The sequence below is a fragment of the Streptomyces sp. CHD11 genome (assembly GCF_018638295.1).
Lineage (GTDB): Bacteria > Actinomycetota > Actinomycetes > Streptomycetales > Streptomycetaceae > Streptomyces.
Map to the genome: position 1 here is coordinate 1 of NZ_JABTTS010000054.1, position 15,424 is coordinate 15,424.

A 15,424-nucleotide genomic window follows, 5' to 3' on the forward strand; every position below is an offset into this window, starting at 1 on the left:
CCCCCCCCCCCCCCCCCCCCCCCCCCCCCCCCCCCCCCCCCCCCCCCCCCCCCCCCCCCCCCCCCCCCCCCCCCCCCCCCCCCCCCCCCCCCCCCCCCCCCCCCCCCCCCCCCCCCCCCCCCCCCCCCCCCCCCCCCCCCCCCCCCCCCCCCCCCCCCCCCCCCCGCTGCACCGGCTGTCAGCCCTTGAGGCCCGCCATCCACGCCTCGACCTCGCCGGGCCGCCGGGGCAGTGCCGCTGAGAGGTTCCGGTTGCCGTCCTCGGTGACGAGAATGTCGTCCTCGATGCGCACGCCGATGCCCCGGTACTCCTCGGGCACGGTCAGGTCGTCGGCCTGGAAGTACAGACCCGGCTCGACGGTGAGCACCATGCCGGGCTCCAGGGTGCCCTCGACGTACGTCTCGGTGCGCGCGGCGGCGCAGTCGTGGACGTCCATGCCGAGCATGTGACCGGTGCCGTGCAGCGTCCAGCGGCGCTGCAGTCCGAGCTCCAGCACCCGCTCCACGGGTCCCTCGACGAGGCCCCACTCGACGAGCCGCTCGGCCAGCACGCGCTGGGCGGCGTGGTGGAAGTCCCGGTACTTGGCTCCCGGCTTCACCGCCGCGATACCGGCCTCCTGGGCGTCGTACACGGCGTCGTAGATCTTCTTCTGCAGGTCGCTGTACGTGCCGTTGACCGGCAGCGTACGGGTGACGTCGGCCGTGTAGTACGTGTGCGTCTCCACGCCGGCGTCGAGCAGCAGCAGGTCACCGGAGCGGACCGGGCCGTCGTTGCGCACCCAGTGCAGTGTGCAGGCGTGCGGACCGGCGGCGCAGATGGAGCCGTAGCCGACGTCGTTGCCCTCCACGCGGGCGCGCAGGAAGAACGTTCCCTCGATGTAGCGCTCGCTGGTGGCCTCGGCCTTGTCGAGGACCTTCACCACGTCCTCGAAGCCGCGCACGGTGGAGTCGACGGCCTTCTGCAGCTCGCCGACCTCGAAGTCGTCCTTGACCAGTCGCATCTCGGAGAGGAAGACCCGCAGCTCCTCGTCGCGCTCGGCGGTGACCTTGTCGGTCAGCGCTGCCTCGATGCCGGCGTCGTGGCCCCGTACGACCCGCACCGGACCGGTGGCCTCGCGCAGCGCACCGGCGAGTTCGCGCACGTCGGAGGCGGGGATCCCGTACAGCTTCTCGGACTCGGTGAGCGAGTGGCGGCGGCCGACCCACAGCTCGCCCTGGCCGTCCAGCCAGAACTCGCCGTTCTCGCGGTCGGAGCGGGGCAGGAGGTAGATCGTCTCCGTGTGGCCGTCCGCCGTGGGCTCCAGGACGAGGACGCCGTCCTCCGTCTGGTTGCCGGTGAGGTACGCGTACTCGACCGACGCGCGGAAGGCGTACTCGGTGTCGTTGGAACGGGTCTTCAGGTTGCCGGCGGGGACGACCAGACGCTCACCCGGGAAACGGGCGGACAGCGCAGCGCGGCGTGCGGCGGTCTCGGCGGCCTGGGCGATCGGCTCCAGGCCGTGCAGCTCGGTGTCGGCCCAGCCGCTCTTCATGCTCTCGGCCAGCTCGTCCGACACGCCCGGATACAGGCCGTTCTTGCGCTGCTTGACGGGCTCCTCTTCGGCAGTCTCCGGGGTCTCCGGCAACTCGTCCGCCACGGTCATCCTCCTTGATACGGCACTGGACCGTCTCCCATCGTACGGTCGTGCGGAAACGGACGAACCGGGGAATGACCTGTTACCGAGGGCGCGCACGGACCGCTGGGCCACAACCGGCCACAACCCCGCCGCGGCCTCGCGCATCCCCTGCGGACGGCCGAGGTCGCCGGACGGTTCGGGCCGCCGTGCAGGCGGTTCGCGGCAGGCGGGTCCGGGACGCCTGCTCGGTGGCGGCCGCACGCTACTCGAACCGCGCCGCCAGCAGTACGACGTCCTCCGTGGACTCCGTTGAATCCGCGGCGCCGGCGCCCGCCGGCAGTACGGCACGCAGGACGTGGTCGGCGATGGCGCCGGGGTCCCGGCGCAGCGCCGTGGGCACTCCGGCAGCGGCGGCGTGCAGCCGCGCGAAGGCGCGGTCGGTGGGATCGCCGGTGCGGTGCAGCAGCCCGTCGGTGTAGAGCAGGACGGTCTCGCCCGGCTCCGCCTGGACCTCGACGCTCGGCGCCTCCCAGCAGGCGAGCATGCCCAGCGGGGCGGAGACCGAGGTCTCGACGAACTCCGTGCGGCGGTCACCGAGCAGCAGCGGCGGGCTGTGCCCGGCCCCGGCGAGGGTGATGCGGCGCAGCGCGGGCTCGCAGTAGCCGAACAGGGCGGTGGCCGACCGGGCCGGCTCGGTGAGCCGCAGGAGCAGCTCCAGATCGGACAGGACGGCGACCGGATCCTCGCCCTCCATCACGGCGTACGCGCGCAGCGACGCGCGCAGGCGGCCCATCGCGGCGACCGCGCTGGGGCCCGACCCGGTGACGGATCCGACGGCGAGACCGAGCGCGGCGTCCGGCAGCGGCAGCGCGTCGTACCAGTCGCCGCCCCCGCGCGGGGAGGTGCGGTGCCGCGCGGCGAGCTGGACGCCCGCGACCCGGGGGAGGCGGGAGGGCAGCAGTTCCTCCGTCATCGTGGTCATGCGCGCGCGGGTGCGTTCCAGTTCCAGCAGGCGCGCCAGGTGCTCGGCGGCCTGGCGGACGTAGAGGCCGATGAGATGACGCTGCCGCTCCGACGGTTCGGCCGGCTCGTCGTAGAGCCAGACCGCGGCGCCCAGCCGGCCGGCGCCCTCGGTGGCGAGGGGGAGCGCGAAGCTGGCGGCGTAGCCGAGGCGGGCGGCGACCTCGCGGTGCCGGGGGTCGAGCCCCTTCTCGGCGAACAGGTCGGGCTCGGTGATGCCGGCGTCGGCGCCGGGCAGACCGTCCAGGATCCTGCCGTACGACAGGGAACTGCGCGGCACGGTTTCGATGTGACCGAGGTCCGCGCGGGCCAGTCCGAGACCGATGGTGGTGACCGGGCCGAGCCCGTCGGCGGGCTCCAGGGCGACGAGACCGCGCCGCGCTCCGACCAGCGCGGCTCCCGCGCGGAGCAGCTCCTGGAGCGCGTCGTCGAGTGTGCTCGTACCGAGCAGGCGTTCGGTGAGCTCATGCAGGGTCGTGAGGTCGGAGACCCAGCCGGCGAGACGGTCCTGGAGAAGCGCGCCCGGTGCGTTCTGGGGGTTTGCCGCAGGGGCGGGAGAGGTACCCGTGACAGGCGCGACAGTGTGTGCGGGTGCGGGAACCGTCGTATCGATTCCGGCCACTTTCGGAGGGTGCGGGGCGTTCATGATGTCCGGCTTTCCGGCCGGTATGTACTGCTCGAAAGCATCGCAAACCCCCATGTCGTTCTGCGTCGCCGGCAGTGTCTCCACATGTACACGTACTCGTGAGGAGATGTCCAGCATTGTCCTGCTGGGATTCCTGGTGTCCGTGAGACTGAAGGGAACTCACGCAGACCTCTTGCCGAAAAGTGAAGTTGGCTTGAAACTGCCTCAGGGGGAGGCATATTGCGGTCGACTGGCCTTGTTCGACGGAAGCGTCACAGCGGTCGTGATGGGTACGTACTCGGTGAAGGCCAGGGGTGGTTGAGAACCGCCCGGGAACCTGGCGACGGACCCGGGCGTCTTAACCACCGACGACCGTGCCCCATCCTCCCGTGGCGGAGGCGGAGAGAACCACGCGCGACGGCAAACGCCAGACTTCGCCACCCCCACGCCACGCCCATTCTTCTGATAGACGCAGTATGGGCGGAATGGCCGCGGAGGCAGCCCATGTTCGGCCCAAAGGGGTTCCCCCTGCCCGGCGCAGGGGTGTGATGCGCCAACAGGTACGCACAGTGAAGTGATCGACACATGACGTGATGTGGTCCACGGTGTTGCCAGGCGTGCAACGGAAAGGAACGAGCGCTCATGCGCGAGATCCTCGGAAGGCGACGCAGGTTCCTGTCCCGACGCGGTGGCGGAGGGCCTGAGCTGATCGGCGCGGCCCTGACCTACTCCGCGCAATGGCAGTGGCCCGTACTCCCCGGAGTGGCGGCCGACCCGCAGGGCCGGTCCCGCTGCGGCTGCCCCGACCCCGAATGCACAGTGCCGGGTGCCCACCCGTTCGACCCCGGCCTCCTCGCCGCCACCACCGACCCGCGCATGGTGCGCTGGTGGTGGGGCAACCGGCCGACGGCGCCGATCATTCTCGCCACCGGGGGCAAGGCTCCGTGCGCGGTCTCCCTGCCCGCCCTGCCGGCCGCCCGCGCCCTGGCCGCCCTCGACCGCCGGGGCATGCGGCTGGGTCCGGTCGTCGCCGGGCCCGTCCGCTGGTCGATCCTGGTGCGGCCGTACTCCATGGAGCAGCTGGGCGAACTGCTGTACGCCAAGGACTTCGTCCCGGGCTCCCTCCGTTTCCACGGCGAGGGCGGCTACCTCGCCCTGCCCCCGTCCGGAACCGCGCAGGAGGAAGTCCGCTGGGAGCGCGCGCCGCTGCCCGGCTCGGCCTCGCCCTGGGTGCCCGGAGTCGAAGCGGTGGTGGACGCGGTGGTGGACGCCCTCACCCGTACGGGCGTGAGCGCACCCGAGTTGTAGCGGGAGCGGGAGCGGGCGCGCGGCGCGCCCGGCCGGCTGCCCCGGGGCGCTATCTTCCCGGGGCATGCCGCGTCATGCCGTGGGCCGGGCCCCGGCCCGCCGAAGAGTCCGTCCGCTCGCCCTCGCGGGCCTGGTGGCGGCCTGCGTGATCGCGCTGCCGCCGGCGGTGGAGTCCACGGGCCCGGACGGCCGGGGGCATGCTGCGGAGCCTTTCGCGCCCGAGAGCCCCGCCGTGTCGTCCGTACGCCCCGTAGCGCGTCCCGCCGTACGCGGTGAGGGCGAGGCGTGGACCGGGCCCGCCGCGGAACCGTCACCGTCCGGCCCGCATCCGTCCACCGCCGTGCGCTGCGGTCCCGCGCTCTCCTCCCCGGAGGGCATCGAGGCGCAGACCTGCGTGGTGGCGCGGGGCGAGGACATCTGGGCGCGGGCCTATTACCGCAACACCACGGGCGCGGGGTGGGTCGTCGCGCTCAGTCTCATGGGGCCGGGCGGCCGCACCGTGCTGACGCGCTGCGCCGTGGATGCCGGTGACGAGCCCGACCTGTGCGAGACGCCGCGCGAGCGGGGACGCGGGGGCCTCGCTCGGTACACGGCGGTCGCGGAGTTCACCGACCGTCCCGGGGCCGGGCGCCCGTTGCTGAGGTCCGGGAGTAACTGACGCGCAGCGAGCGGGGATGTCGGTGGTCGACCGGTGACAGCGGTCGCACTCCCGAGCGGGGGGACGGTGACCCTCCGGACGGCCGGCGGACCGGCGGAAGCAGATGGTCGACCGGTCCGGCGGACGGAAAGTGCCCCGGTGGTCGCACTGGGTGAGCGGCGGCCCCCACGAAAAGACCCGGTTGCTGGCGACGGGGGATGCACCAGCAACCGGGCTAATGGAACGGTAACAAGAGATCGGCGGTTCGCAAATTCGATCTCGGCTTTTCCGGTCACCGACTGGCTTGTCTGCACCGGGAGTTGCGTATGGGGCAGGTGATGCGGGAGTGCGCGGTTCCGCCGGCCGGCCGCCGGCGGAACCGCGGAACGCGAGGTCGCTCAGCTGAGGGTGACCTGGCGGTTCGTCAGACCACCGCGCGCGCGGCGCTCGTCGGGGGTGAGCGGCGCGTCCGTGTCCAGCGCGGCGGCGAGCCGCTCGGCGAACTCGGCGGCCGGCTTCTCCACATCCTCGGCGCCGACCCCGCTGGGCAGGTCCCAGACCGGCACGGTGAGCCCGTGAGCGCGGAAGGAGCCCACGAGCCGGGTGCCCTCGCCGAGGGAGGAGCGGCCCGCCGCGTGCAGCCGCGCGAGAGCGTCCAGAAGCTGCTCCTCCGGATACGGCATGACCCACCGCAGATGGTTCTTCTCGGGCGTCTCGCACCAGTACGCGGAGTCCACGCCCGACAGCCTGACGGTCGGGATGGCCGCGGCGTTGGCCCGCTCCAGGGAAGCGGTGACGTCCGGCGTGGCGTTCTCCGGGTCCGGGACCCAGAACTCGAAGCCGCTGTGCACCACGGGCTCGAACGCGCCCTCGGGGGCCAGCAGGTCCTGCAGCCGGGGGCCGTCGGCGGGAGCGCGCCGCGCCTGCACGGGCGTGCCCGGGTCCGCGGCGAGTGCGCGCCGCAGGGTGTCGGCGAGATCGCGGCTGAGGTCTCCGGAGGAGGTGTCGTTCTGCAGGCCGAGCAGGACCGAGCCGTCGTCGCGGCGGAGCGCCGGCCAGGCCATCGGCAGCACCGTGGCCAGGGTGACGGACGGGACGCCCTCGGGCAGGCCGTCCCTGAGCGTCAGCCCGGCGGTGGCGGCCGGCACCAGCTCGCGCAGTGCCACCCAGTCGCATTCGCCGGGCAGGCCCTCGAACGGGCGGTGCACCAGCTCGGTCACGGCGTGAGCGGCGGCGCGGCCGTGGCACGCCTTGTAGCGGCGGCCGCTGCCGCAGGGGCAGGGTTCGCGGGCGCCGACGACCGGGATCTGCCCGTCCGTGAGCTGCGGGCGCTTGGCCTTCGTCTGAGGGCGCTTCTTGGCCATTGTGGCTGTCTCCCGGTTACGGCTCGTCTCGTACGGGCGCGAGCCTAGCCGTTCACGTCCCAGCGGACGGGAACCTGTGGGCAACGTGCCGGGCTGTGGACAACCGCGACCGCGGGACCGACGGGCACCGGGACGGAGATCGCCGCCCTTGGCACGGCCGAGCTGGACAAGGGGCCCCTCCCGGTCGCTCCCGGCCCCGGTCGCTCCCGCCCGCTCCCGGTCCCGCCCGCTCCCGGCCCGGGGCGCCCTCGGGCAGGCCGCCCTGGTCCGGTGCCCGCCCCCGGCCGAGGACTGGGCCTTCTCAGCCCAGGTCGTCGAAGACGTCCGCGAAGTCCAGCCCGGTGATGCGGGAGACGGAGGGGGCCGTCACGCGCGTGGCGAAGTCCTCGCGCCGGTGTCCGGCTCCGGCGTCCGGGTCGTACACGTCGTCGTGGACGACGACCCACACCGTGACCTCGCCCGGTACCTCGTCACGCACGCCCCAGTCGTCGGCCAGCGCGGTGATGATGTTCAGCCCCCGGCCGCCGTGCGCCGTGACCGACGGGGTGGCCGGCGCCGGGCGGGTCGGACCGCCGCCGTCCGTGACCTCGACGACGAGCCGGCCGCACGGATCGACCCGCCACGCGGCGCGCACATCACCGTCGCCGGCCAGTGCGCCATCGAGAGGCCTGCCGTGCTTGCACGCATTGCTCAGCAGTTCGGAAAGGATCAGTACGGCGTCGTCGACGACCGTGTCCGCCACGCCTCCGGCGCGCAGCTGCGTGCGCATCCGGCGCCTCGCCTTTCCCACGCCCGCAGGGCCATGGGGTACGGCCATGCACGACGACGTGGGCACTTCCTGTGCCACCACCAACGCCACCCCCGAGACCTCCTTCGCCCCACGCCACGGTGTGGATGCCCCATCGGCCTGAACCGGAAACCGGCCGATCCATGAGGGGTGACGCACTCGAAACGATCCAACACGCACCGAACGCGCCGGAGCACTCCCTGTAGCCATATGGCTGGATTTCATCGGTGTGGCCGAGAGGTGAGAATGCGCCCGGCCGTGGTCCGAGGTCAAGAGATGTGCATGGAGTTCTTGGGGCGGATGGGGCGGAAGTGGCAAGAAGGGATCACGCGCGGTCAGCGGCCGAGCCGGTCGAGCACCGCGCGGGGGCGGTTGGTGATGATGGCGTCCACGCCGAGGCTCACGCAGAGGTCGACGTCCCGCGCCTCGTTCACCGTCCACACGTGCACCTGGTGACCGGCCTCCTTGAGGCGCTCGATGTACGCCGGGTGGCTGCGCGCGATGCGGATGGAGGGTCCCGCGATCCCCACCCCGGCGGGCAGCCGGCCGTCGCGCAGCCGCGGTGTGACGAACTGGGTGAGGTGGACCGTGGGCAGCGCCGGGGACGCGGCTCGTACACGGTGCAGCGACCGCGCGGAGAAACTCATCACGCGCACCGGTGAGTCCTCGGGGGCGGCGGGCGCGTCGAGCCCGAACCGCTTGAGCAGAAGCAGCAGCCGCTCCTCCACCTGCCCAGCCCACCGCGTGGGGTGCTTGGTCTCGATCGCCAGCTCCACGCGGCGCCCGGCGTCGGAGACGAGTTCCAGCAACCGCTCCAGGGTGAGGACTGAGGTGGCCTCCCGGTCCTCCGGGCGGTGCTCCCAGTCGGGTTCCTCGATGCGCGGCCCTCCGGCGGGGTCGCGGCTCTTCCAGGAGCCGAAGTCCAGAGCGGCGAGATCCGAGAGCTCGAGCGCCGAGACCGCACCGCGCCCGTTCGACGTACGGTTGACCCGGCGGTCGTGCACGCACACCAGATGGCCGTCGGCGGTCAGGCGTACATCGCATTCGAGCGCGTCCGCGCCGTCCTCGATCGCCTTGCGATACGCGGCCAGGGTGTGCTCGGGGGCGTCCTCGGAGGCTCCGCGGTGCGCGACGACTTGGGTCTGGTGCTGTCGTGCGTGGGTCACCGCGTCATGGTGCCACTGTGTACGGGTAGACGTGTGCCCGGAGTGGTGTGAACGGTGCCGCAGTCCGGTGGGAGGCATCGAGTGGCGCGCCTTACGTGAGTAATGCCCTATATAAAGGATGGCCCCGGACCCACAGGAACGACTTACGGTGCCCTGACGGCTCGTGGGAAAAGCTGACGTCATACAAAGAGACATGCACAGCTGTATCGCGCCGGACTCGTGGACGTGCGTGAACGAGCGGGACCGAGTGCGACCGAGAACAACAGCCGTGGACCGAGGAGAGAAGCTGTGAGCACCGAGAACGAGGGCACCGCGGTACCACCCGCCCCGTCCGCCCCGCCGCACGCGCCGGTGGATGCTCCCGCAGCTCCGGCGCACCAGGGCCACCAGGCCCCCGGAGCGGTTCCGGACCCTGCCGCGCCGCCGCCGGGAGCCCAGGCGGCGGACAGCCACGGACACGGCGCGGCCCCGCAGGGCCCCCCGGCCGACGACCCCTACGGGTACGGCCCGCAGGGCACCCCCGCACACCCGGACGCCGCCGCCTCCCGGGCCGCTCATGACCCCCAGGGCGGCGCACCGGCAGGCCCTCCGGCCGGTACGGGAGCCCACTCCTCCTCCGCCCCGGACGCCTCCTGGCCGCCGCCTCCGCCGCCGTCCGACCCGCCGTACGGCGACGGCGGTGCCGGACACGGTGGCGGCGGCTGGGGTTCCTCGCACCAGCCGCCGCAGCCGCACAAGAACGGCGGCGGACGCGGTCGCACGGTCGCCGCGATCCTGGTCGCCGCGCTGGTCGCGGGCGGCCTGGGTGGCGGCCTGGGCTACACGCTGGCCAGGGAGAACGACAGCAGCGGCTCGACGACCGTCTCGTCGTCCACCAGCGGCGGCAACGTGAAGCGCGACCCGGGCACGGTCGCCGGCGTGGCCGCCAGGGCGCTGCCCAGCACGGTCACCATCGAGGCCGAGAGCAGCAGCGGCGAGGGCGGCACCGGTACCGGCTTCGTCTTCGACACCCAGGGGCACATCGTCACCAACAACCACGTGGTGGCCGGCGCCGTCGACGGCGGCAAGGTCTCGGTGACCTTCCCGAACGGCAGGAAGTACGACGCCGAGGTCGTCGGTCACGCACAGGGCTACGACGTCGCGGTCATCAAGCTGAACGAAGCACCGTCGGACCTGAAGCCGCTCACCCTCGGCAATTCCGACGACGTGGCGGTCGGCGACTCCACGATCGCCATCGGCGCGCCCTTCGGCCTGTCCAACACGGTGACGACGGGCATCATCAGCGCGAAGAACCGGCCGGTGGCCTCCAGCGACGGCGCCGGCAGCCAGGCGTCGTACATGAGCGCGCTGCAGACCGACGCGTCCATCAACCCGGGCAACTCCGGCGGTCCGCTGCTGGACGCGCAGGGCAACGTCATCGGCATCAACTCCGCGATCCAGTCCACCAGCAACGGCGGCTTCGGCACGGGGCAGGCGGGCTCCATCGGCCTGGGCTTCGCCATCCCGATCAACCAGGCCAAGTACGTCGCCCAGAAACTCATCGAGACCGGCAAGCCGGTGTACGCCAAGATCGGGGCATCGGTCTCGCTCGAGGACACGGCGGGCGGCGCGAAGATCACCGAGCAGGGCGCGGGCGGCTCCGAGCCCGTCGACCCGGGCGGCCCCGCCGACAAGGCCGGTCTCGAGCCCGGCGACGTCATCACCAAGCTCGACGACCGGGTCATCGACTCCGGCCCGACCCTGATCGGCGAGATCTGGACCCACAAGCCGGGCGACGAGGTCACGATCACCTACGAGCGCGACGGCAAGGAGCGCACCACGGAACTCACCCTGGGCTCCCGCGTGGGCGACAGCTGACCGCACCCGCGCACCCCGGACCCGTTACCCTTGTCCCCGCGCCGCCGATCACCGGCAGGCGCGGGGAGGCGTGCCCGAGCGGCCGAAGGGAACGGTCTTGAAAACCGTCGTGGCAGCGATGTCACCGTGGGTTCAAATCCCACCGCCTCCGCGTTGAGAGCAGTGAGAACGGCCCCTGACCTGGTATTTCGGTCGGGGGCCGTTCTCATGTCCGGCCCTGCGGCTCCCCGCTGTTCCCCGCGGTTTCCCGCTCGAACGGGCACGCGAGGGGCACGGATGGGGCACGGATGGGGCACGCCCGGACGGACGGCTATCGAGAGATCGGAATCTCGTAGACGATCTCGCAGAGCGCGGCGGGCACGACGATGTCCGCGGTCTCCACAGGGCGGCCCTGGTCGCTGTAGTACGTCCGCCGGATGTGTGTGACGAGTGAGCCCTTCTGGATGCCCAGGAGTGACGCCTCCTCGGCGGTCGCCTGCCTCGGCTCCGGCTGCTCCACGGCATGGCTGACGGTGATGCCAATCTCCGCCATACGGTTCACAACCCCCGCCCCGGCGTGCGGCCCTCCCTCGGGGAGGACGACGAGTGTGCCGCCGGTGAGGTCGTACGGCTCCCAGCTCGTCGACAGCTGCACCGGCCGGCCGTCGGCCAGGAACTCGTACGCGGTCCGCACGCACAGTTCGCCTTCGGCGATACCGAGACGCGTGGCGATCTCCGCCGGCGCCGGAACCTTTGCCTCGGTCCGGCTCTCCCAGTCCCCTTGCCTGCCCACGGCCTTCATGTCCGCGCGGAATGGCGAGCCGCTGGGCTGCTCACGCGCGGACGACCGGACCACCCGTACGCGCTGCTGTGGCTCGGCGACGTAGGTGCCGGATCCGGCGCGGCCTTCGAGCACGCCTTGGGAGATCAGCAACTCCTGTGCCCGGCGGACCACGTTGTCGCCGACGCCGTACTCCTGGCCGATCTGGGCGCGGGAGGGGAGCCGTTCCCCCGGTTCCCACTCGTGCTCCGCGATCCGCCGCCGTAGCTCGTCGGCGATGCGGAGATAGGGCGGTTGCTCAGGCATATGGAAAATCTAGTCCACTAGCTCTAATCTAGTTAACTAGCTTCACTCAAAGCGATCGCCGCTAACCGGAGGGCTGCCCTGTGCCTGCTTCCAAAGAGCGCGCGGAGGCCATCGCCGCCCGGTTATCGGCCGTCGGGCTCGCCACGCGCGTGGAGGAGCGCGACGACTGCACGGCCATCGAGGCGGAGGTGCCGGAACCACTCTCCGCCGAGTCATGGCGAGAGGTCCTGGACGCGGTGGCCGATGCCGACCGCTTCGGCCTCCTCGCCACCAGTTCGAACGACCGCACGCTTTGGGCGGTCGTACACAAAACGGTCCCCACGACGGGCGATGTCGGGGGACCGGGCCATCAGCGATAGGGGCTGAATACCGTGCTCAATCGTATCCGCCGGACTGTCTCGCGCCTCAGAGAGCGGTACCTCTACAAGGGTCGGCACCGCCGCTCCGTGCCGCCTGTGCCTGCGTCCCCGCAAGTCGCTTACGGTTCAGTGCTTTTACTGCGTCGGCACCGCGAGCACACGGGCGTTCTCGTGGGGGAGGAAACGGCGCTCGTCCGCCCGTACGTACTGGCTAGTGAGGCGCGAGCGCGGCACCGTTCGGCGGCCGTGAATTGCGCTCCCCTCGCCGGTCCTTGGTACGCCTCGGCGGGTGACCGCTGATGCCTTCCCGCCAACAGCCCCACACCACCCAACCGGCGCCCGACTCCTACCAGTCGACCTCCTGCCGCATCGGCACACACCATGCCTGTGCGGAGTCGTCCCCGCTGACTGCGCCGGTCGATGTACCGGTGATCTATGAAGCCTGCGGCTGCTTATGTCACACCATCGCCAAGTGCCCGGCACAGACGGAGACGGCACGGTGAGGGGGCCGGCACTCAGCGGCGCGGTGCTCTCTCCTGTCGAGATCACCTCGGCCAGCGTGCAGCTCGGCGACGTCATCGAGGTCGGGGGCCAGCAGTGTCGGGTGACCGACCTCTTCCAACTGCCCGGCGGAGCCAAACGACTCGTTTTCGACTCGGGCGAGTTGCTGACCATCCACACGGGGACCCGGCTCGCCGCCCTGCGGCTCGTGCGAGTGAGAGGCGGTGATCCCGCCCGTGCCCTCGCGACGCGACGCTATCGCCGATGACCTCCGGGAACGGATCGCCGCCGGCAGGCTCAAGCCCGGTGAACGCCTGCCTTCTGAGGCGCATCTGGCCGCGCAGTACATGGTGAGCACACCGACGCTGCGAAACGCGCTCGCCGTGCTCCAGGCGGAGAGCCTCGTCGAAAAGGTCCATGGCAAGGGCAACTTCGTCCGCCGTCCCCTCCGCAGGATCACGTACAGGGGAGGGGGCCGAACCCCGGGCACACACATCGTGGATCTCTCGCCTCTGAGTGTCACCGTTCACACTGCCAGGGTTCGAGCCCGCGGGCCCCTTACGGCCCTGCTGGAGACACCGACCGACAGCCCACTGACCGAGATCTCCTGTATCGGTCACGAGGGCGGCAGGCCTCATAGCCTGGCTCGGATCTACATCCCCCGGGACCTCGCGCCGACCGCCGTACTCCGTCAGTCCCTCCCATACGAAGCGGTGCTGACGCGCCTGATGGAGCTCCGCCCGCCGCTGGCGGAAGTCCGGGAGGAGATCAACGCTCGCCGCCCCACACCGGAGGAAGTGTCAACCCTTCGGATCAGCCCCGCCCTGGCAGTCCTCGCCGTGACGCGGCAGGTAACCGACACCGCTGGGCGCGTGGTTGAGGCCGCCCTCCTGGTCCTGCCGGGAGACCGCGCCCACGCGGTGTTCACCACTCACCACGTGATCGACGAGAGGCCGGCCGAAGCATGACGACGCCAAACGAACTGCGACTCCTCCCCTGGACGGGGCCCGACGGCAAGCCCTGCTTCCTCAGCACCGACGACAACGACGGACACATGTCCCGCCTGGCCGACAACATCGAGTCAGTACAACTCGGCATGGCAACCGAGCTCTTGGGCCAGGCGGTAGAGGTCCTCGCCGACGCCGAAACGGGCCCGGACGGCCTGCGCTCCTTGGTGAAGGACCTGACTGGAGCTTTGCGGGACACGCTCCGCGTTGCGACGAGTCGCGGTCACCGCCTGGATAGCCGATCTACTGATCACCGGCCCCGCTGACCAGCGGACCTGAAGAAGCCCACGGCTCTGACCAGTTCAGATGCCGTGGGCTTCTGTCGTTGTCGGTCGGCGTCGGGTGACCTTGAGCGGCCCAGAGACGGCCCGGTCCTCGCGCCCAGACTTGGCGTCAGCGGAATGAACGCCGGCGTTGGGTAGATCTCCAGGGGCTTGCCCGGCTGGTTGCCCCGGCCAGTACCGACCACGACCGGCGCAGCGTCGCATCGAGCCGCAGCCGTGCGGGCCGTCGCCTTCTGCCTGTCGGGAACATCGATCGAGCCTGTCAATCACTCGAAGCGAGCCAAGGTGAAATGGTGTGCATCCGACGGCGTAGCCGTGGCAACATCGCGGTGCAATGGCGTGAGTTACCAGGGGAGTGGGAATGTCAAAAAGCAGTCGGTCGCTTGTGCGCTTCTTCATCACCCTTCCAGAGCCGTTCCCCGTGCCCGACGGATACGTCTACCACGGGGCCCCTGTAGTTCCCGGGCCTTATGAGGTGGATAAAATGGCTCACCTCTTTGTTCATCTCAGATTCTTGCAGTCTCGCAACGTGTCTAGGCGTCACGGTTCCTTTGCGTCCGCCGCAGAGTCAATAGGGCGATACACGCAAATGGATAACTCGGATGCGGAACTTTCAGTGCCTGCACTTCAAGGTGACTACACCACCGTCGTAGCTACGACACTCGGCGACGATGCGGGAAGAGGCAACGGTAACTGGACTTCTGCTCAGGATGTGCCAATTGAGCAGGACGCGCTGAATAGATGTATTTATGCAATTCGAGAAATGGTCCGCACTTATCGAGCTACATTCGAAGTGACTTGCGTCTTGCCGTCCTATGAGCTGCTCGACATTTCGATTCCGTACCAGGTTGCGCCGTCTGCGGTAGTTACTGAGGATGGGAATGGCTTCTCTCTGGATCGATCTGAATGGGGGTCGGTAGGTCTGCTGACGCTTGACCATACCAATATTCCCGATGCCGTACAGGGTTCGGAAGTAGGCGCAGATGACAAGCATCGCCTAGACTACTTTAACGAACTCATGAATCGAGGCAACCCGCTATTCGTCTGGCGAGAGAGGTTTGTCGAAGCACGTCGAGCGCTCAACGTTGAAGGCCAGTACGGTGCGGCTGTAACTCTTAGTAATACGGCTAGTGAGGTCTTGCTGGACTCCCTCTTGGCTAGCCTCATGTGGGAATCAGGAAAAGAGTCGGCGGCTGTTGCTGATGTTTTCGCAGAGGGGCGCCTAGCGAAGCGAGTTAAGTCGCAATTTTCTGAACTCTTGGGGGGTGTCTGGGTCCTTGACGGAACCGGTCCCGTGGCCGAATGGTTCCATAAATGCTATCGGGTACGGCACAGGGTGGTGCATAGCGGATACAGCCCTTCACGCCTAGAAGCGCAAGTTGCTCTAGATTCGGTTCATCAGCTATCAAGACATTGCTGGGACCGTCTGGCCGTGAAAAGGAAGAAGTTCCCGCGAACTGCCCTAATGCTGCTAGCTGAGGAGGGGCTTCGTCGGCGCGGTAAATGGTGCAGTTTCATGAAACACTTTTCCTCAGAGATTGCGCCACGCGAAGATTCCTGGCTGCGACAGTCTCAAAAATGGCGTGAGGACGTGCAAACCCTACTGATGTCCAGTGAGTGAGGTCAGTTGAAGAGATGGTCGCAGCGTTGCGCATAAGGCTAAGGTCGGTGGAGCGGCTTTGGGCGGGAGCTGCTTTGGGGCGAGTGATCTTGGCCCCGTAAGCTTCCGGCGAGTCGGGCAGTCTGTGGACCTGCCCGTTAAAGCACGACGTTGGGGCCAAGATCTTAGAGGCTCGCCCCAAAGTGGCTGCCTAAAGCCGTGGAGCCG

14 protein-coding genes and 1 tRNA gene are annotated in these 15,424 nt (G+C 70.0%); 9 read left to right on the forward strand and 6 right to left on the reverse strand.

What is annotated here, in order from left to right; translation table 11 throughout:
• Window positions 1-178: 178 nt before the first annotated feature.
• Window positions 179-1,636 carry an aminopeptidase P family protein gene (locus tag HTV45_RS32510; protein ID WP_215209495.1) on the reverse strand — a complete coding sequence of 486 codons (1,458 nt, stop codon included), beginning with the start codon at window positions 1,634-1,636 and terminating at the stop codon, window positions 179-181.
• A 241-nt stretch (window positions 1,637-1,877) separates the two neighbouring features.
• Window positions 1,878-3,398, reverse strand: coding sequence for a PP2C family protein-serine/threonine phosphatase (locus tag HTV45_RS32515; RefSeq protein ID WP_215209496.1), 1,521 nt, complete (start codon window positions 3,396-3,398; stop codon window positions 1,878-1,880).
• A gap of 504 nt (window positions 3,399-3,902) precedes the next feature.
• Here HTV45_RS32515 and HTV45_RS32520 point away from each other — a divergent pair.
• Both HTV45_RS32520 and HTV45_RS32525 read left to right on the forward strand, forming a co-directional pair.
• On the forward strand, window positions 3,903-4,568 hold the full coding sequence (locus tag HTV45_RS32520; RefSeq protein WP_215209497.1) for a bifunctional DNA primase/polymerase: 666 nt from the start codon (window positions 3,903-3,905) through the stop codon (window positions 4,566-4,568).
• A 64-nt stretch (window positions 4,569-4,632) separates the two neighbouring features.
• Complete coding sequence (locus HTV45_RS32525; RefSeq protein ID WP_215209498.1) at window positions 4,633-5,226, forward strand: hypothetical protein; 594 nt, start codon at window positions 4,633-4,635, stop codon at window positions 5,224-5,226.
• 377 nt (window positions 5,227-5,603) lie between these two features.
• On the opposite strand, the gene HTV45_RS32530 is transcribed toward HTV45_RS32525, so the two are convergent.
• From HTV45_RS32530 to HTV45_RS32540, 3 genes are all read right to left on the reverse strand, one after another.
• Complete coding sequence (locus HTV45_RS32530) at window positions 5,604-6,569, reverse strand: DUF5926 family protein (protein WP_215209499.1); 966 nt, start codon at window positions 6,567-6,569, stop codon at window positions 5,604-5,606.
• A 301-nt stretch (window positions 6,570-6,870) separates the two neighbouring features.
• A complete protein-coding gene (locus tag HTV45_RS32535) occupies window positions 6,871-7,515 on the reverse strand; it encodes an ATP-binding protein (protein ID WP_215209500.1) in 645 nt (214 codons plus the stop codon).
• A 176-nt stretch (window positions 7,516-7,691) separates the two neighbouring features.
• On the reverse strand, window positions 7,692-8,522 hold the full coding sequence (locus tag HTV45_RS32540) for a glycerophosphodiester phosphodiesterase (protein ID WP_215209501.1): 831 nt from the start codon (window positions 8,520-8,522) through the stop codon (window positions 7,692-7,694).
• A gap of 288 nt (window positions 8,523-8,810) precedes the next feature.
• On the opposite strand from HTV45_RS32540, the gene HTV45_RS32545 reads away from it, so the two are divergent.
• On the forward strand, window positions 8,811-10,379 hold the full coding sequence (locus HTV45_RS32545) for a S1C family serine protease (RefSeq protein ID WP_215209502.1): 1,569 nt from the start codon (window positions 8,811-8,813) through the stop codon (window positions 10,377-10,379).
• A gap of 64 nt (window positions 10,380-10,443) precedes the next feature.
• Window positions 10,444-10,530 (forward strand) — tRNA-Ser (locus HTV45_RS32550).
• Window positions 10,531-10,689: 159 nt separating this feature from the next.
• Here HTV45_RS32550 and HTV45_RS32555 read toward each other — a convergent pair.
• Window positions 10,690-11,445, reverse strand: a complete 756-nt coding sequence (locus HTV45_RS32555) for a GntR family transcriptional regulator (RefSeq protein WP_215209503.1) — start codon at window positions 11,443-11,445, stop codon at window positions 10,690-10,692.
• Between the two features lie 80 nt (window positions 11,446-11,525).
• Here HTV45_RS32555 and HTV45_RS32560 point away from each other — a divergent pair, with 80 nt between their 5' ends.
• From HTV45_RS32560 to HTV45_RS32575, 5 genes are all read left to right on the forward strand, one after another.
• The gene (locus HTV45_RS32560; protein ID WP_215209504.1) at window positions 11,526-11,804 is read left to right on the forward strand and encodes a hypothetical protein; all 279 of its coding nucleotides are present in this window, start codon (window positions 11,526-11,528) and stop codon (window positions 11,802-11,804) included.
• A gap of 499 nt (window positions 11,805-12,303) precedes the next feature.
• Complete coding sequence (locus HTV45_RS32565) at window positions 12,304-12,573, forward strand: hypothetical protein (protein ID WP_215209506.1); 270 nt, start codon at window positions 12,304-12,306, stop codon at window positions 12,571-12,573.
• Window positions 12,530-13,273 (forward strand): GntR family transcriptional regulator, encoded by a 744-nt coding sequence (locus tag HTV45_RS32570; protein WP_308309813.1) that lies wholly within the window; start codon window positions 12,530-12,532, stop codon window positions 13,271-13,273. The genes HTV45_RS32565 and HTV45_RS32570 overlap by 44 nt, the downstream gene beginning before the upstream one ends.
• Entirely contained in the window at window positions 13,270-13,578 is a 309-nt protein-coding gene (locus tag HTV45_RS34670) for a hypothetical protein (protein ID WP_251693345.1), read from the forward strand. Before HTV45_RS32570 ends, HTV45_RS34670 begins: the two co-directional genes overlap by 4 nt.
• A 607-nt stretch (window positions 13,579-14,185) precedes the next feature.
• Entirely contained in the window at window positions 14,186-15,217 is a 1,032-nt protein-coding gene (locus tag HTV45_RS32575; RefSeq protein ID WP_215209505.1) for a hypothetical protein, read from the forward strand.
• The last annotated feature ends 207 nt before the right edge of the window (window positions 15,218-15,424 follow it).

Bases quoted from the DNA above. Each gene is read 5' to 3' on its own strand.
- HTV45_RS32520 (WP_215209497.1), top strand. From the start codon at position 3,903: ATGCGCGAGATCCTCGGAAGGCGACGCAGGTTCCTGTCCCGACGCGGT.
- HTV45_RS34670 (WP_251693345.1), top strand. From the start codon at position 13,270: ATGACGACGCCAAACGAACTGCGACTCCTCCCCTGGACGGGGCCCGAC.
- HTV45_RS32575 (WP_215209505.1), top strand. From the start codon at position 14,186: ATGGATAACTCGGATGCGGAACTTTCAGTGCCTGCACTTCAAGGTGAC.
- HTV45_RS32530 (WP_215209499.1), bottom strand. From the start codon at position 6,569: ATGGCCAAGAAGCGCCCTCAGACGAAGGCCAAGCGCCCGCAGCTCACG.
- HTV45_RS32515 (WP_215209496.1), bottom strand. From the start codon at position 3,398: ATGCTGGACATCTCCTCACGAGTACGTGTACATGTGGAGACACTGCCG.
- HTV45_RS32525 (WP_215209498.1), top strand. From the start codon at position 4,633: ATGCCGCGTCATGCCGTGGGCCGGGCCCCGGCCCGCCGAAGAGTCCGT.
- HTV45_RS32555 (WP_215209503.1), bottom strand. From the start codon at position 11,445: ATGCCTGAGCAACCGCCCTATCTCCGCATCGCCGACGAGCTACGGCGG.